This is a genomic window from Streptomyces swartbergensis, from assembly GCF_002148965.1.
In the GTDB taxonomy this organism is placed as follows: Bacteria; Actinomycetota; Actinomycetes; order Streptomycetales; family Streptomycetaceae; genus Streptomyces; species Streptomyces swartbergensis.
Genome location: NZ_NGFN01000240.1, coordinates 1 through 13564, shown reverse-complemented (window position 1 = coordinate 13564; position 13564 = coordinate 1). Strand labels below are relative to the sequence as shown.

General features: G+C 72.8%; 24 protein-coding genes. 23 read left to right on the top strand and 1 reads right to left on the bottom strand.

Features of this window, described 5'->3' with window-relative positions:
- The 20 genes from CA983_RS30150 to CA983_RS30055 all read left to right on the top strand — a co-directional run.
- The coding region (locus tag CA983_RS30150) for a hypothetical protein (RefSeq protein WP_244207162.1) at nt 1–390 on the top strand (390 nt) is incomplete at its 5' end.
- Nucleotides 387–524: a hypothetical protein gene (locus CA983_RS46350; RefSeq protein ID WP_158101904.1), complete on the top strand. Its 138-nt coding sequence runs from the start codon at nt 387–389 to the stop codon at nt 522–524. The genes CA983_RS30150 and CA983_RS46350, both read left to right, overlap by 4 nt.
- Nucleotides 521–940: a hypothetical protein gene (locus CA983_RS30145; protein ID WP_086603976.1), complete on the top strand. Its 420-nt coding sequence runs from the start codon at nt 521–523 to the stop codon at nt 938–940. Before CA983_RS46350 ends, CA983_RS30145 begins: the two co-directional genes overlap by 4 nt.
- Entirely contained in the window at nt 940–1203 is a 264-nt protein-coding gene (locus tag CA983_RS30140; RefSeq protein WP_086603975.1) for a hypothetical protein, read from the top strand. The genes CA983_RS30145 and CA983_RS30140 overlap by 1 nt, the downstream gene beginning before the upstream one ends.
- Nucleotides 1200–1406 (top strand): hypothetical protein, encoded by a 207-nt coding sequence (locus tag CA983_RS30135; RefSeq protein ID WP_086603974.1) that lies wholly within the window; start codon nt 1200–1202, stop codon nt 1404–1406. Before CA983_RS30140 ends, CA983_RS30135 begins: the two co-directional genes overlap by 4 nt.
- Entirely contained in the window at nt 1403–2233 is an 831-nt protein-coding gene (locus tag CA983_RS30130) for a hypothetical protein (RefSeq protein WP_086603973.1), read from the top strand. The genes CA983_RS30135 and CA983_RS30130 overlap by 4 nt, the downstream gene beginning before the upstream one ends.
- A 1-nt stretch (nt 2234) precedes the next feature.
- Nucleotides 2235–3320 carry a recombination directionality factor gene (locus CA983_RS30125; protein WP_086603972.1) on the top strand — a complete coding sequence of 362 codons (1086 nt, stop codon included), beginning with the start codon at nt 2235–2237 and terminating at the stop codon, nt 3318–3320.
- Between the two features lie 51 nt (nt 3321–3371).
- Nucleotides 3372–3836 (top strand): phiSA1p31-related protein, encoded by a 465-nt coding sequence (locus CA983_RS30120; RefSeq protein WP_143645585.1) that lies wholly within the window; start codon nt 3372–3374, stop codon nt 3834–3836.
- A complete protein-coding gene (locus CA983_RS30115; protein ID WP_086603970.1) occupies nt 3833–4447 on the top strand; it encodes a crossover junction endodeoxyribonuclease RuvC in 615 nt (204 codons plus the stop codon). Before CA983_RS30120 ends, CA983_RS30115 begins: the two co-directional genes overlap by 4 nt.
- 193 nt (nt 4448–4640) lie before the next feature.
- Nucleotides 4641–4916, top strand: coding sequence for a hypothetical protein (locus CA983_RS30105; protein ID WP_086603968.1), 276 nt, complete (start codon nt 4641–4643; stop codon nt 4914–4916).
- A 5-nt stretch (nt 4917–4921) separates the two neighbouring features.
- Nucleotides 4922–5350, top strand: a complete 429-nt coding sequence (locus tag CA983_RS30100) for a hypothetical protein (RefSeq protein WP_086603967.1) — start codon at nt 4922–4924, stop codon at nt 5348–5350.
- Between the two features lie 161 nt (nt 5351–5511).
- A complete protein-coding gene (locus CA983_RS30095; protein WP_086603966.1) occupies nt 5512–6477 on the top strand; it encodes a hypothetical protein in 966 nt (321 codons plus the stop codon).
- A complete protein-coding gene (locus CA983_RS30090; protein WP_086603965.1) occupies nt 6474–6965 on the top strand; it encodes a hypothetical protein in 492 nt (163 codons plus the stop codon). The genes CA983_RS30095 and CA983_RS30090 overlap by 4 nt, the downstream gene beginning before the upstream one ends.
- Nucleotides 6962–7219 (top strand): hypothetical protein, encoded by a 258-nt coding sequence (locus CA983_RS30085; protein ID WP_086603964.1) that lies wholly within the window; start codon nt 6962–6964, stop codon nt 7217–7219. Before CA983_RS30090 ends, CA983_RS30085 begins: the two co-directional genes overlap by 4 nt.
- A 24-nt stretch (nt 7220–7243) precedes the next feature.
- The gene (locus CA983_RS47295; protein ID WP_208637074.1) at nt 7244–7747 is read left to right on the top strand and encodes a hypothetical protein; all 504 of its coding nucleotides are present in this window, start codon (nt 7244–7246) and stop codon (nt 7745–7747) included.
- Nucleotides 7744–7965, top strand: a complete 222-nt coding sequence (locus CA983_RS30075; protein ID WP_086603963.1) for a hypothetical protein — start codon at nt 7744–7746, stop codon at nt 7963–7965. The genes CA983_RS47295 and CA983_RS30075 overlap by 4 nt, the downstream gene beginning before the upstream one ends.
- A 34-nt stretch (nt 7966–7999) precedes the next feature.
- Nucleotides 8000–8407: a hypothetical protein gene (locus CA983_RS30070; protein WP_244207161.1), complete on the top strand. Its 408-nt coding sequence runs from the start codon at nt 8000–8002 to the stop codon at nt 8405–8407.
- On the top strand, nt 8404–8808 hold the full coding sequence (locus tag CA983_RS30065) for a hypothetical protein (RefSeq protein WP_086603962.1): 405 nt from the start codon (nt 8404–8406) through the stop codon (nt 8806–8808). Before CA983_RS30070 ends, CA983_RS30065 begins: the two co-directional genes overlap by 4 nt.
- Before the next feature lie 2 nt (nt 8809–8810).
- A complete protein-coding gene (locus tag CA983_RS30060; RefSeq protein ID WP_208637073.1) occupies nt 8811–9068 on the top strand; it encodes a hypothetical protein in 258 nt (85 codons plus the stop codon).
- Nucleotides 9069–9168: 100 nt separating this feature from the next.
- Nucleotides 9169–10077: a hypothetical protein gene (locus tag CA983_RS30055; protein WP_244207160.1), complete on the top strand. Its 909-nt coding sequence runs from the start codon at nt 9169–9171 to the stop codon at nt 10075–10077.
- Between the two features lie 70 nt (nt 10078–10147).
- Here CA983_RS30055 and CA983_RS30050 read toward each other — a convergent pair whose 3' ends face one another.
- On the bottom strand, nt 10148–10369 hold the full coding sequence (locus tag CA983_RS30050) for a type II toxin-antitoxin system prevent-host-death family antitoxin (RefSeq protein ID WP_086603977.1): 222 nt from the start codon (nt 10367–10369) through the stop codon (nt 10148–10150).
- A gap of 93 nt (nt 10370–10462) precedes the next feature.
- On the opposite strand from CA983_RS30050, the gene CA983_RS30045 reads away from it, so the two are divergent.
- The 3 genes from CA983_RS30045 to CA983_RS46345 all read left to right on the top strand — a co-directional run bounded on the left by CA983_RS30045 (nt 10463) and on the right by CA983_RS46345 (nt 13424).
- A complete protein-coding gene (locus tag CA983_RS30045) occupies nt 10463–11929 on the top strand; it encodes a hypothetical protein (RefSeq protein ID WP_143645584.1) in 1467 nt (488 codons plus the stop codon).
- A gap of 89 nt (nt 11930–12018) precedes the next feature.
- Nucleotides 12019–13239 carry a DUF2637 domain-containing protein gene (locus CA983_RS30040; protein WP_086603960.1) on the top strand — a complete coding sequence of 407 codons (1221 nt, stop codon included), beginning with the start codon at nt 12019–12021 and terminating at the stop codon, nt 13237–13239.
- Nucleotides 13240–13253: 14 nt separating this feature from the next.
- Nucleotides 13254–13424 (top strand): hypothetical protein, encoded by a 171-nt coding sequence (locus CA983_RS46345; RefSeq protein WP_158101903.1) that lies wholly within the window; start codon nt 13254–13256, stop codon nt 13422–13424.
- Nucleotides 13425–13564 lie beyond the last annotated feature (140 nt).

The window sequence follows — 13564 nt, the reverse complement described above, 5'->3', positions numbered from 1 at the left end:
GCCCTCGACGACGCCGGGCTGCTCACCCGCCCCGACCCGTTCGCGCTGCCCGGTCGGCGCCGCCCCGACCCGAGCCCGGCCGCCGTTGCGGCGCTCGTCGAGTGCCGCAAGGCGAAGGCGGCCGCCGACCTCGCCGAGCCCGAGGTCGCCGAGATGCCCGGCGAGCCGGCGGTGACCGCGGCCGGCGGCGAGGTGCGCTTCGTCGTCCGTCCCCGTTCCCTCGACGACTGGCGGCGCTGGACCCAGGCGCTCGGCGTGCACGACGCGCAGGGTCGCGCGATCGGCGGCGCCCTGGTCGCCCGCTTCACGTACCGCGGTGTGCGCGCCCGGCTCGTTGGCGAGGGCGTGCCCGCGCTGCTCGGCGAGGCCCTCGCCCGGGGCGCCCGGTGAGCGCCGGCGAGTGGCTCGAGCTGCTCGACGTCCTCGGCTGCGGCGCGGCCGCCGGGCTGCTGCTGATCCTCGCCGGCGCGATCACCCCGCCGCGCCCTCACAACTCCCGTACTGGAAAGGACGACCCGGCATGACCGGACACATCACCGACGAGACGCTGCGCGAGATCGCGCTCGCGGTCGGGCCCGACTGGCAGGCAGGCAGGAACGAGCCGCGCGACCCCGAGGCAGCTCTCGTGACGCCCTCACTTGACGAGATGGCGGCCGCCCCCGGTGCGACACAAGCGCAGTTCCGGGTGACGTACGCGCGGGTCGGTCGGCACGGCGGCCGCAGCGGGCGGCCGGCGCCGGCGCCGCTCGAGTGCTGGGCGATCGGAGCCGACGGGCTCGCCGAGCGCATCGCGAAGGACGTTCGGCCGTACCTCGCGTCGAGCGACGTCGAGGTGCACGTCGACCTCGAGCAGATGACCGGGTTCATATTCGCCGGGATGAACAACGGCGGGTCGTTCACCGTCGAGCAGCTCGCGGTCGCCGAAGGGCGTGACGCCTGATGCGGACTCTCGACGAAGCGCGTAACGCGGCCGCAGCACAGTGGGGCGGCGAGGGGCTGCCGAAGTGGCGTACGGCGTTCACCACGCACGGCAGCGACGCGCCGACCGGGATCGCTCCCGTCTGCCTCGACCCGGAGCACGAAGAGGCCGACGGCAGCGTTTACGACTGCTGCCCCGAGCCGGCGATCGAGGTCGAGGCGCCGGAGCTCGCCGAGTATCTCGTCGCGCTGCTCAACACCGATGCCCCGGGGGGTGCGGCGTGAGCGTCTCACTCATCCGTATCGTCCCCGCAACGACCGCCGGACCGGCCGACGTTCCGGCGCTGGCGGCGCCGAACCCGGTCGTGCCGCGGGCGGAGTGCGAGGCCAGCATCGACCGAGCCGTGCAGCGAGCACGGGTCGCCCCGTTCTTCCGGGGCGTGAGTTGGTACCGGATCGCTGCCGACGCCGGGGCGATCGAGCTGTGACGGACCCGAAGCACGCGGTCGCTACCGAGCGGGGTCGGTACTACGCCGACCCCGCCGGGGGCCCGTCCTTGATCTCCGTCACGAACATCACGGGCTCGTCGGTGCACAAGCCGGCGCTCGTCCCGTGGGGCGCCGGGCTCGTCGCCGACGCCGTGATCGCCGACCCGATCGCGGTCGCGCGCCGTGCCCGGACCGAGCCGACCGCGCTGCGGCGCGAGCTCGTCGCGCTGCCGAACACCCGCCGCGAGGCTGCGGCGAACCTCGGTACCCGCGTGCACCGCCGGGCGCACGCGATCGTGATCGGTTCGCCGGCCGCGGCCGACCCCGAGGTCGAGCCGTACGCGCGGCAGCTCGCGCGGTTCTTCCGTCTGTGGCGGATCGACTTCGACCGCGACGTCGAGGCGGTCGAGACGACCGTGATGCATCGCCGCTATGGCTACGCCGGGACCGGTGATCTGTGGGTGTGGCTGCCGACCGGGCGCGGCGGCCGCCGCGAGCTTTGGCTGATCGACTACAAGACGTCGGCGAAGAAGCCGGTCACGACGGTCTACGCCGAGCAGCCCTATCAACTCGCCGCGTACCGGTGGGCGCCCGTTGCGCTGCTGCCGGACGACACCGAAGTGCCGGCGCCGCGGCCGCGCCGTACGGCCGTGCTGAATCTGCGGCCGCGCGGATTCCGGCTGATCGAGCTTCCGAGCGACCGCGCGGTGTTCCGGGCGTTCCTCGGGGCGCTCGCCAACGCCCGCTATCTGCACGACGCGCCGAGCGTGTATCCGACGATCCTGCCGCCGTGGGCGCCCGGGTCAACGTCCAGAAAGGCCGCGTGACATGGGATCGCGCATCCTGACCGCGAAGAAACAGGCCGCCGAGCTCGGCCGCATCCGGACCGGCTACAGCCGGCCCAACCCGAAGAACCCGAAGGGGCGGCCGATCCCCGTCCGCTCGGCAACGTTCCTTCTGTCGTCGCACTCGCAGCAGTACGTCGAGCGGGCGGCCGAGTTGTACGGCGGCGAGGTCGAGCAGTGGACGCCGCAGGGGCAGTCTGTCGCGCAGTGGCGCGTGATCACCGAAGCGCGTGAGCTGCGGGCGATCCTGCCGGCCGGTGACCCGCTGTCGCAGTCGTTCGAGCTGTGGTCGGGCGGGGGCTGCTCGCGTCGATGTGACGGCGTGACCGAGCACATCAGCCGGCGCCCGTGTCTGTGCCGTGCGGAGTACGGCGAGGACTGGCACTTGCAGAACGAAGTCGAGCAAGGCTCGGTCTGCAAGACGACGTCGCGCATCGGCGTCATGTTGCCCGACATGCCCGACCTCGGCGTATGGCGCCTCGAGACGCATAGCCACTACGCCGCCGACGTCATGGCGGGCGGCGTCGACACGGTCCTACAGGCGACCGAGGGCAAAAGCATGATGCCCGTTCGCATGTGGATCGAGCAGCGCAACGTGATGCGCCCGAGCGGGCCGAAGCACTTCCCGGTCGTGATGCTCGTCCCGTCGATTCCGGCGCTGCGGCATGCCCTGTCGGGCCCGCTGTCGACCGCGGCCGCGCTGAACCCGGCCGTGCTCGTCGACCGGCCGGCGCTCGAAGCGGGTACGGCCGAGCGCCCCGACTACCTCGCCGACGCACGCGGCTGCAAGACGGCGGCCGAAGTGATCGCCGTATGGCACCGGGCGCGCGCGGCCGGGCACGGCTCCGACGAGTTGCTCGCCGACCTCAAGCAGATCGCCGAGGACGTCGAGGCCGGCGTCGACCCACGGACGGGGGTCGTCGACGACGACCAGGACGACGACGAGCCGGGCCCGGACGCCGACGGCGCGTACCCCGCCGAGGTCGTCGACGACGGCGACGAACCGCCGACCGCATACCCCGACGCTGCCGCGTGGCCCGACGTCGCGCAGCCCGGCAACGCCCGATGACCGGACAACCGCCCCGCCGCCCCGCGGGACCGAATGCAAGGGAGTACCCGCGTGCCTCAGCCTGACTATCGTTTTATCGACATGGGCGAGCACCGGCTCGTCATGCTGGTCGACGCCGCCGGCCGGTACGAGCTGCATACGGGCAAGGTCTGCACGCTGCAAGTGGCCGACTTTCTCGAGCAGCTCGCCGGGCGACTGCGCGCCTCGCACCCGCCGCACCCGCGTGTCCCCTCGGCGCCCGAGGCGTCGCCGGCGGCACACCCCGACGAGCGACTGCTCGTCGACGACAGCCGGTTCGACCCGGCGGCGAAGGTGTGGACGGACGGCCGCGGGCACGCGTGGGACCTCTCCCTTACGTGGGTCGACATGATGGGCGCCGAGTGGCGTTGGCGCGGCGTCCTCGACGACCGCGGGGCGCCGCTGCTGCGCGCCAACAAGGGCGTGACCGTGCAATCGCTTGACGTCGTGCGCGCGCTGTACGGGCCGCTCTCGCCGGCGCGCGGTGATGCGTCGTGACCGGGGTCCCTGGGTTGCTCGAGCCGGGCCGGCTGCGCGTCGACCCGGCCGTGCTCGAGGGCGCGCTGCGCGTGATCGGGCTCGATCTGTCGATCGTGTCGACCGGGTACGGGCTGCCGGACGGGTCGACGGGCCGGATCAAGACGCGGCAGCGCGACGGCGACCGCCGGCTGCTCGTGATCGAGGACACGGTCGCCGAGCTCGTCGCCGAGCACCGGCCCGACGTCGCGGTGCTCGAGGACATGCCGACCCGGATGCGGCCGAACGCGGTCAAGGCACTCGGCAAGGTGCACGGCGTCGTGAACGCGGCGCTGCTGCGCGCCGGCGTGCCGTACGTCTATCTGTCGCCGGCGACGCTCAAGAGTTACGCGGCCGACAACGGCAACGCGTCCAAGGACGACATGGCAGCCGCGGCGTTCCTCGCGGCCGGCGTCGAGTTCCCCGACGACCCGAAGGGCGACCGCTGTGACGGCTGGTGGCTGCGGGCGGCCGGTCACGACGCCTACGGGGCGCCGCTCTTCGAGCTGCCGAAGGCGCAGCGCGAGCGGCTCGCCGTCGTGTCCTGGCCCAACCTGATGCCGCAGCGCTGGGTGTTGGGGGCCGACCAGTGAGGCGCGGCCGCGCCGCGCCCGGTGCTCCCACGCTGCCCGGTACCGCGGTCGCCCCGCCGCGCCGGTCCCTTGAGGACGTTGCCGGCGCCCGTCCGGTGCCGGCGCTCGAGGGGCAGCTCGACCTAGTCGACTTCTGGCACGACTGCGGGTTGCTCGACGACGAGCAGCGCGAGGCGCTCGAGGCCGAGCAGGCATGAACGGCGCCGGCCCGACGATCGGGCTCCCGCATCCCGGTTACGGGCTGCGGGTGCGCCTCGACCACTCGAAGGCGAAAGACCTCGCGGCCGCCGACTTCACATGCTCGTGCGGCCGGCCGTCCGAGGACGCCTTCGGTTACGACGCGGTCGAGGCGCTCGTGATCCGGGCCGAGCGACACATGCGCGACGAGTGCCCCAACGAACACGTACGAGCGGCCGCCGCCATGCGCAGCGAGCGCCGCAAGCAACACGCACGCAAGCGAAGGAAGTAACGCCCATGCCTCACGAGATCGAGCCGGGCAAGCTGCCCGAGGTCAAAGTCGACGGCAACGCGACATGGCTGCAAGCGGCGCTCACCCCCGAGCAGCGCCGCGGACTGTGGCAGAACCCCGGTACGTCGGTGTTCGCGGTCGTCCGGCTCACCGCGAAGTCGTTCGTCGGGCACGCCGAAGGCGAGGACAAAGACCCGGCGGTGAAGGTGCGCATCACGAGCGCCGAGGCCGCACAGACCGACGAAGAGGCGAAGCTCGTCGCCGAGGTCATGCAAGCCATGATGCGGCGCCGCAGCATGAACGGGACCTTCGACGAGCTCGGGCAGCCCGACGTCGAGGCCGCGGTCGCCGAGGTGCTCGCGATGCTGCCGACCGATGCCGACTACGAGGCGCACCTCGAGCGGCGCCGCGCCTCGCGAGACGGGCAGCCCTGATGCGGCCGGCCGACAGCCGCGGCGCAGCGCGCGCCCCGCCGCCGTTGTCCACACCTGTGGATTACCGCTGCACCGCCCCGGCGGCGCCCTCGAGGACCCTCGMGGGCCGCGGGACCCGCACCACAACTTCCCGCCGGAATGCTCACCACTGAGAGGCCCTGATGCCCTGGTTCAACGTCGACGACAAAGCGCACTCGCACCGCAAGATCATGAAGGCGGGCAATGCAGCGGTCGGGCTGTGGGTGCGCGCGGGCAGCTACGTCGCGCAGCACTTGACCGACGGCGTCGTGCCCGGCGAGATCGCCGAAATGTACGGGACCCGCCCGCAGATCACGCGGCTCGTCACGGTCGGGTTGTGGCACCCGCACGGGCACATCTGCCCGAGCTGCCCGCAGCCGGCCGAGGGCGACTATTACATGCACGACTATCACGACCGGGCGAACGGCAACCCGTTGCGCGCCGAAGTCGAGCAGCGCCGGAAGCGCGCCGCTGACAGGAAAGCCCGGCAGCGCAGCGGCGGCTCGCCGGGGGGCGGGCCCGGCGGTTCCTCGCCGACTCGGTCGCTCTTCGACGGCGATCCGGACGAGATTCCGGACGGGTTCGACGAAGATTCGTACGCGAAAGACACCCCGGTTTCTGACGAAGCCGCAGGTCAGGGGGGTATGTCCCGGGGGGACTCCCGCGGGACCTCGCGCGCGCGTGTTCCACTCCCCTCCAATCCACTCCCTAAGAGGGGGGTTGAGGAGAGAGAGAACACCGCGGGTAGTGCGCGCGCGAGCGAGCCGGCTCTCTCTGCGATCCCCGCCGATTGGCAGCCGACCGAGGACGACGTCGCGGCCGCACAGCTCGCCCGTGCCGACGCCGGCCGGCCGCAGTTGACCGAGGCCGAGCTCGCCGAGGTGACGCGCAAGTTCGTGCGCCGGATGACCGCCGACGGCCGTACGGCTGCGGCGTGGGGTGCCCGGTGGCAGGAGTGGGCCGAGCGCGAGCGCCCCGAGCAGCACGACAACGTCGTGCCCTTCGCCGGTCCCGGTGCCCGTGCCCACGGGCGCGGGCCGACGCGTGGCGAGCAGCAGCGCGCAAGTACCGAGGCCCTGCGGCGGCGTCTGCACGGGGGTGGCGCATGACCCCCGATGACGTCCTCGGGCTCTTCGAGGTGATCAGCCGGATCGACGAGCGCGTGCTGCGGACGAGCGAGGACGAGCAAGCCGCGCAGCTCATGCTCTGGTCGACCGCGCTGCGCGACGTCCCCGAGTGGTTCGCCGGGCAGGCGCTCGGCGAGCACTACCGCGAGAGCGCCTATCCGGTCATGCCGAAGGACATCGTCGCGAAGTGGCGCAAGCACTGCCGCGACACGCTCGAGCGGCTGCCGAACACCTTCGAGCCGTGCGCGTATCCGCACATCGATCCCGACGACGAAGCAGCGACCCGGGCGGCAGTGCGCGCGCAGCGCGAGGCCGTGCTCACCGGACGCGTGCGCCCCGGCGGTCTGCCCGAGCTGCGCGCGGCATCGGTGCGCGTCTCGCCCGGCCGCCCTAACGACGAGTACCTGCGGGCCCGCGAAGAGCTGCGCCGCCGGCGCCTCGAGCGGAGAGGAAGCGAGGTCAAGCGATGAACGCCGCCGAACGGGAACGCCGACAGATCTGCGACGCCGTCGCCGCGGTGATCGCGGGGGCGATCGAGGACGTCCTCGCCGAGCACCCCGACGCGACGCCCGAGGCGCAAGCACGAAAGGCCGTGCGCGTGCTGCGGGCTCTGGGGTGGCACATCACGGCCGCGCCACCGTGTGCCCTCGAGACAGCCGAATGCGAGCCCGGCAACACCTCGACCCCGACCGACCACTCTGCGGCCGCTCTGCGGTCCGCGTAGCGCCTTGACGAAGGGAAAGATCACATGACCGCCGAGAAGGATCTCGAGCAGATCGCCACGGGCCCGCAGTTCGTCGGCGCCCGGATCGTGCAGCCCAACGACCCCGTGCGCCCTCGCCTGTTCGTGCTGCGCCGGCACGTCGACGTGTCCGGGGTGAGCGGTACCGGCGTGATCGCCGACGGCGTCGAGTGGCCCGACGGGACAGCGTCCATCCGGTGGCGCGGCGAACACCCGAAGATCGACTTCGCCGACCGCGGGGTGCCGACGCTGCACTTCGTGCACGGCCACAGCGGGGCAACCGAAGTCGAGTACCTCGACCAGGACCCGGCCGCCGAAGTCTCGACCGACGACGCACCCGACGCCCTGCGCCGCGTGATCGACATAGCGCTCGGCAAGCCGGTGCGCTGCCCCCAGTGCGGCCGCCCCGGCGCCTGCCGGTGCATCGCCAACCGGCACGACGCCCGGGTCGACGTCGTCCTCGGCGCGGTGCTCGCCTACCTCGCTCGGACGCAGGGCGCGGCGTCGTGAGCGGCTTCGACTTCGACGACCTCGCCGACGTCGACGGCGACGAGCTCGAGGCGCTCGCCGACCAGTTCACCGACGAAGAGCTCGCCGCGTACTTCGAGGACCCGATCGACCCCGACCCGCTCGCCGGCTACTCCCACGCCGTCAGCCCGAGCCGGGGCGCCGCGCGCCCCTTCCCCGACGCCCGCGCACGCGGGATTGCCGACCTACCCGGCATCTGACCAACCCGCCCCACAGCACGACAGCGAGGACCCCATGACCGACACGACCGCCGACGCCCGAACCTGCGGGCCCGAGTGCGCCGAGGCGCACACCTACGCCGGCCGCTGCCTCTTGGCGACCCTGTACCCGTCGATCGAGCTCGACGCGCTGCGCGCCGCCCTCGAAGAGGTGCGCACGTGGCGACACCGGCAGCCGCACACCGAGGCAACCCGGTACCTCGAGCTCGACGCGATCCTCGACCGGGCGGCACTCGGGCAGATCAAGCGGCAGCTCGACCAGGACGCGCCGACGTCGCTGCCCGAGGCGGTCGCAGCGCATCACCGCATCATGGCGGCGCGGCGCCGCGCCCTCGCCGACGCCCGCCGCATATGGGACACCGCCGAGGCCGAAGCGATCCGAGAGATCGCCCGGTTCATGCCCGTCTCGGGGGCGACGCGATGACGACCGCAGCCGAGGCCGCGATCGAGCTGCACGTGCAGCGGCTCGTCGACGCGCACGGGCTCGACGAGCCGACCGCACGCAGCGCCGTCGACGCCTACCGGCGCGGCGAGCGGGGCGAACATCACGAGCTCGTGCACGGCGCCGCCTTCGAGGTGCTCGCCGCGTTGCAGGGGCAGAACGTCGCGGCGCTGCTCGCAGCGGTCCGGGCTGTGGCCGAGCGGTGCTTCGCCGCCCTGCGGCCGATCCTCCAGACGTCGACTGTCGGGCAGCGCGAGGACTTCGGATTGGTCCCGGTCGTCGAGGTCGAGCAGCCGGCCGCACCGCGGGCCCGGCCGGAACGGCGCCGCCCGGCGTGGCAGTCGCCCTACGGGCCGCCGCCGCGGCGCTCGAGGGGGCGGTGACCATGCCCGCGCACCGGCAGGTGTTCGCCTACCTCGGGCGGCTGCTCGCGTCGACGAGCGACCCCGTGCTGCGCGACCAGCTGCTCGACCGGTGGCTCGCCGCCCGCAACATGGCGACCGATTGGGACGCCAAAGCCTGGGGGTTCCCGCCCCGGTGGTGCGCGAGGCAGCGCCGCGAGCTCATGCGCCGGGCCCGGCACTCGCTCGACGTCGTGCAGCTCGACGACGTCCTCGGCTCACCCGACGCCCACGCCCCCTGAAACGCCGGCGGGGCGCCCCACGCCGGCAAGCAACCGGGGCGCCCCGATCCCTTCGCGGGCCCGATCACCCTACGCCCACGCACCACCAGGAGCACCCGCCATGACGATCAACACCCGCACCGCTGCCGACGACCTGCGCGTCGTCGTCGACCACTGGCAGCACTTGCGGGCCCTGGTCGACACCGCGACGCCCGCGGTATGGACCCCGCCGAAGGACGTCGCCGACTACCTGCGCAAGCTCGACGAGCACCACGCGGCCGAGCACGCCCTCGAGTCAGTCATGACGCCGGCGAAGTGGCTCGCCCGCCCCGGCGAGCGCGACCAGGACACCCCCGCCCGCCCCGAGCGCGAACCGCTCGCCCTCGYAGAGCAGCCGGCACCCCTGCGGCTGCACGTCGTCGACGCCTGCCGCGCGGTCGAGGCTGCCTTGTGCGCCGTCGCCGACGAGATCGCCGCCGAGGTACAGCGCGCCCCGATCAAGCCCCTCGCCCGCTCGATCCCCGGCGACCGGGTCGGGCTCGACCTCGCGCTGCTCGCCGCCCGGGACGAAGCCGACCCGCAGCGCTGGCACTACAACCTCGGCGGCCGCAGCGCGGTACAGGCGGCCGAGTGGCTGATCAGCCGGCTCGAGGGCAAGCCGGGCCCCTGCATGCCCCTCGACGATGCGCAGCGCGCGCGTATCGGCCGTATCGCACGTGAGGCGGCGCGGCGTATCGAGCGGACGATCGGCAACGACCGGCGCCGCGGGTTCCCGATGGACCGCCCGTGCCCGTACTGCGGCGCATCACTGACGATGCACCGCGGCGGCACTGATGCGGCGAGCGTGACCTGCGAGAACGGGCTCGACTGCGGCGCCCCCGTGCCGGTCGTCGACGGGCGCCGCACATGGGCGGCGCCGCACGAGCTCGCATCGCTCGAGCGCGCCCTCGAAGCGGCGACGCACCGGGCGAAGCGTGCGGCGGCGAAGCGCCGGCAGCGCGCGGCGGCCGGCGTGAGCGGTACCGGCTGATAGGCATACAAAAGCCGCTGTCGCCCGACACGTTGGGGCGACAGCGGCGCTCGACCGTCTGCCGGTTCGGCTACTGGGGGTCGGCCGGCGCGTGCGGCCGCAGGATCTCGGCCGCCCGGTCGGGCCCGCCGACAGCCGCGACGAGCTCGCCGACCTCAACGGGGACGAGCGCAGCCTGCCGCTTGCCCCGGCTCGTCAGAAACCTCACGACCTTGAGCAGCCGGACCGACGCGAGTAGGTCGCTCAGGTTCGCCCGCGCTTCGGCGATCGGGTGGTCAGTCGCTTCGTCCATGACGACTACTTTAACCATCCGCCTTGATGTACATAAAGACCCGATGTACATTGAGGCGCAACACGATGCACCCGAAGGGACGCCACAGTGCAGATGCCGAAGTTCACGAAGATCACGACCGAAGGTCACCCCGCTTACCGCTTCGACCACGACGGGAAGACCTTCGAGGCGTTCCGGCATGCCTCGGGCGCCGGCGCGTGGAACATCGACGGGATCGACGGCGAGCAGCGCACGGCCGTCGTCCGCGGTAAGGACACCCGCGCGGCCGCCGTCGCCGCGGCGATCGCCGACCTGCGAGTCGGACCGCCGGCGGCCGAGCTCGCCGATCCGGTCGAGTACCGAGTCGAGATCGACCGGCACGTGCAGGCGCGGCCGCGCGTCTTCGAGGACCGGTACGCGATCTATCAGCACGGGCTCGCCGACCCGATCGAGCGGTTCGCGCTGCCGTACCGCAGCGACCGCAGCGACCGCGACACGCTCTCGTTCCGCGGCTGGTCGATCGTCGGTGAGCTCGAGTACGTCGCCGGCCCGAACACCTTCCGCGGCAGCGTCGCCCGGGTCCCGGTGACCTACGGCAACGCCGGTCACTGGATCTGTGCGCACGTCGTCAACCCGACCGCCGGCGTCCCCGCCGAGGCTGGCTACGTCGCTCAAGCGAAGTGCGGCGACTACCTGATCGCGACGTACGACACCCCCCGCGGGCACGCGCTGTGTGTCGCGTGCACCGGCGACCCGGTCGAGGTCAACGACCTTCGCGACCGCACGGGATGGTTGAAGGACGGCGGCCGCCCGGTGCGGGTGCTGCAAGCGCTCAACCACTACGACCGGATCATCGCGAGCGTTGAGACGACCGACGACAAGCCGCGCGAGTGGCATGACGTGCGGTGCGACGCGTCGGGGCCCGGAATCATCTTCGCCCCCGAACAGCCGGCGACGCGCGACGAGATCAGCGCCGGGACGCTCGTCGAGGCGGTCGTGATCAGCAACCGGCCGACGGTGCAGAAGTGGCGCGTCGACCGGGCCCCGTGGGGCGGCGACCGCGACACGATCCTCACCGACGGACAGCGCGCCGTCGCGGTGTGGACCGACAGCCTTCGCATTGTCGAGCAGCCGGCCGAGGCGCCGCAGCCGGCCGCGCCTCCCGGCGGGCTGCGCGACATGTGCCTTAACGCGCTCTGCACGAAGGACTACGGGCACACCCGCCGCGATGGCGACGAGTGCGGCGACGTGTTCAGCGCCGCCGGTGGAGGCGGGCCGCGGGCGTGGCCCGTCGCCGACGAGCCGGCGCTGCCCGGCGAACCGTGCAAGCACGGGCGTCGACTGCATCCCGGCGCGACGCTCACGATCCGTTGCGACTTCGGCAACACCTACGGCGTGTTCGGCGACGAAGGACCCCTCGAGACGAACGACTGCGCCGTCGAGGCAGCCAACAGCGCCGCGGACTACGCCGCCGAGGACGACGGCGACACGACGTACGTCGTCGCGATCGTCTGCCCCGACCACGAAGAGCAGCGCGCCGACTCGTGCGAGGAGTGCTTCGCCGAGCCCGTCGACGCCTGACACAAAGCAGCCCGGCCGGTGATTGCAGCACCGGCCGGGCGCAGGACCCGCCCCCGCCCCCTTGGTGAAGCGAACAGGAAGCAAGATCCATGATGAAGCGTAACCGGGCACGCCCGCCCGTAACCCCCGATCGGGGTCGCCCGAAGTGGCTCAACCGGCTCGGCTGGCGCGTCGGGCTCGGCATCATCGCCCCTGCGGCCGCCGGCATCGTCGCTTGGTCCCTGTACGTCGTCGCCCACGACATGTACGGCGTCCCGAAGTTGCTCGCCGTGCTCGTCGCCGCGTGCTTCGACGGCGCGGCGCTCGCCTGCCTGTACCTCGCGAGCGAGGCGGTACGCGAGAACCGCTCGGCGGTCGCGCCGCGGCTCGCAACGCTCGTCCTCGCCGGCATCTCGATTTACCTCAACCGGTTGCACGCGCTGCACATCGAGGGCGGGCTCGGCGCGACGTTGCTCTTCGCCGCCCCTACGGTCGCGCTGCTGCTGATCGCCGATCTGTCATGGGCAGCGACCCGGGCCCGGCACCGGATCGACCGCGGCGAGCGCCCCATGCGCCTGCCCGTGTTCGGGTGGCTCGGGTGGCTGCTCGCCGGCGAAGAGGCATGGGACCAGACGAAGCGCCGCGCGGTCGAGCACGTCACCGGCGCCTCGAGCGGCGACGAGCCGGCGCCGTCCGGCGGCCGCGGGGCGGTCGACGTGATCGCGGCTGAGCTCGCCGAGATGCCCCCGACGAAGGCGGTCCGGCTGCTGCACGCCGCGCGCCCCGAGCTGAGCCTCGCCGAGCTCGCCGAGTTGCTCGGGCAGTACGGCCAGGACGTGAGCGAGCTCGACGTCGCGGTCGTCCTCGGCCGCGTGCCCCGGCCGGTCGACTACTCCGTGACGCGCGCTGATGCGGGCCCGCATCACAGCGAGGCGCCGCCCCCGCATCAGCTTGTGATCACTGTGCAGCAGCCCGACGCGATCACCGCCGGACCGAAGCACCGCGAGGCGCAGCACCCCGTACCGCCCGTCGCGCCGCGCCCGGTCGACGACGACTCGCAGCGCCCTCGGACTGTCCCCGAGATCATCGACGAGACGGTCGACGCCGCCCTCGCCGTGTCTGGGCTGTCGAAGGCCGATGCGGTGCGGCGCGTCCGTGATGCGCTGCCCTCGCTCAACGCCGTGCAGATCGCCGAGCATCTGACCCGCCGCGGGTGGGAGACGACCGACGGGTACGTGCGCACGGTCAACTCGCGCGACGCCGAGAAAACGAAGGGCACCGTATCGAGGGCCCGGCCGGCGTCGGAGCGATCCGGCGGACCGTACCTGTAGGCCCGGGGCCCGTCGTGCTTACCGCGTTCTTCGCCGCCTACTTCGCCGTCTCCACTGCCGGCGCCTTCGTGGGGCTCGTCCGTCTCGCGCCCCGCCGCGCCCCTGGTCTGTACGCCGGGCCCGTCGCCGGAACGACCGCCGTCATCTTCACGTTTCTCGCGCTCGGCGCGAGCCTGTACCGCTGAGGTCACCCCATGTCTGACGAGATCACCCCGAGCGCGGTGTACCCCGCCGGGACCCCGATCCCGACCGCCCCGCCGCTGCCCGCGGCACCCTACGGAACGCCGAACCTGCCCCCGTGGCGCACCGCGGCGCCGCCCCCGAC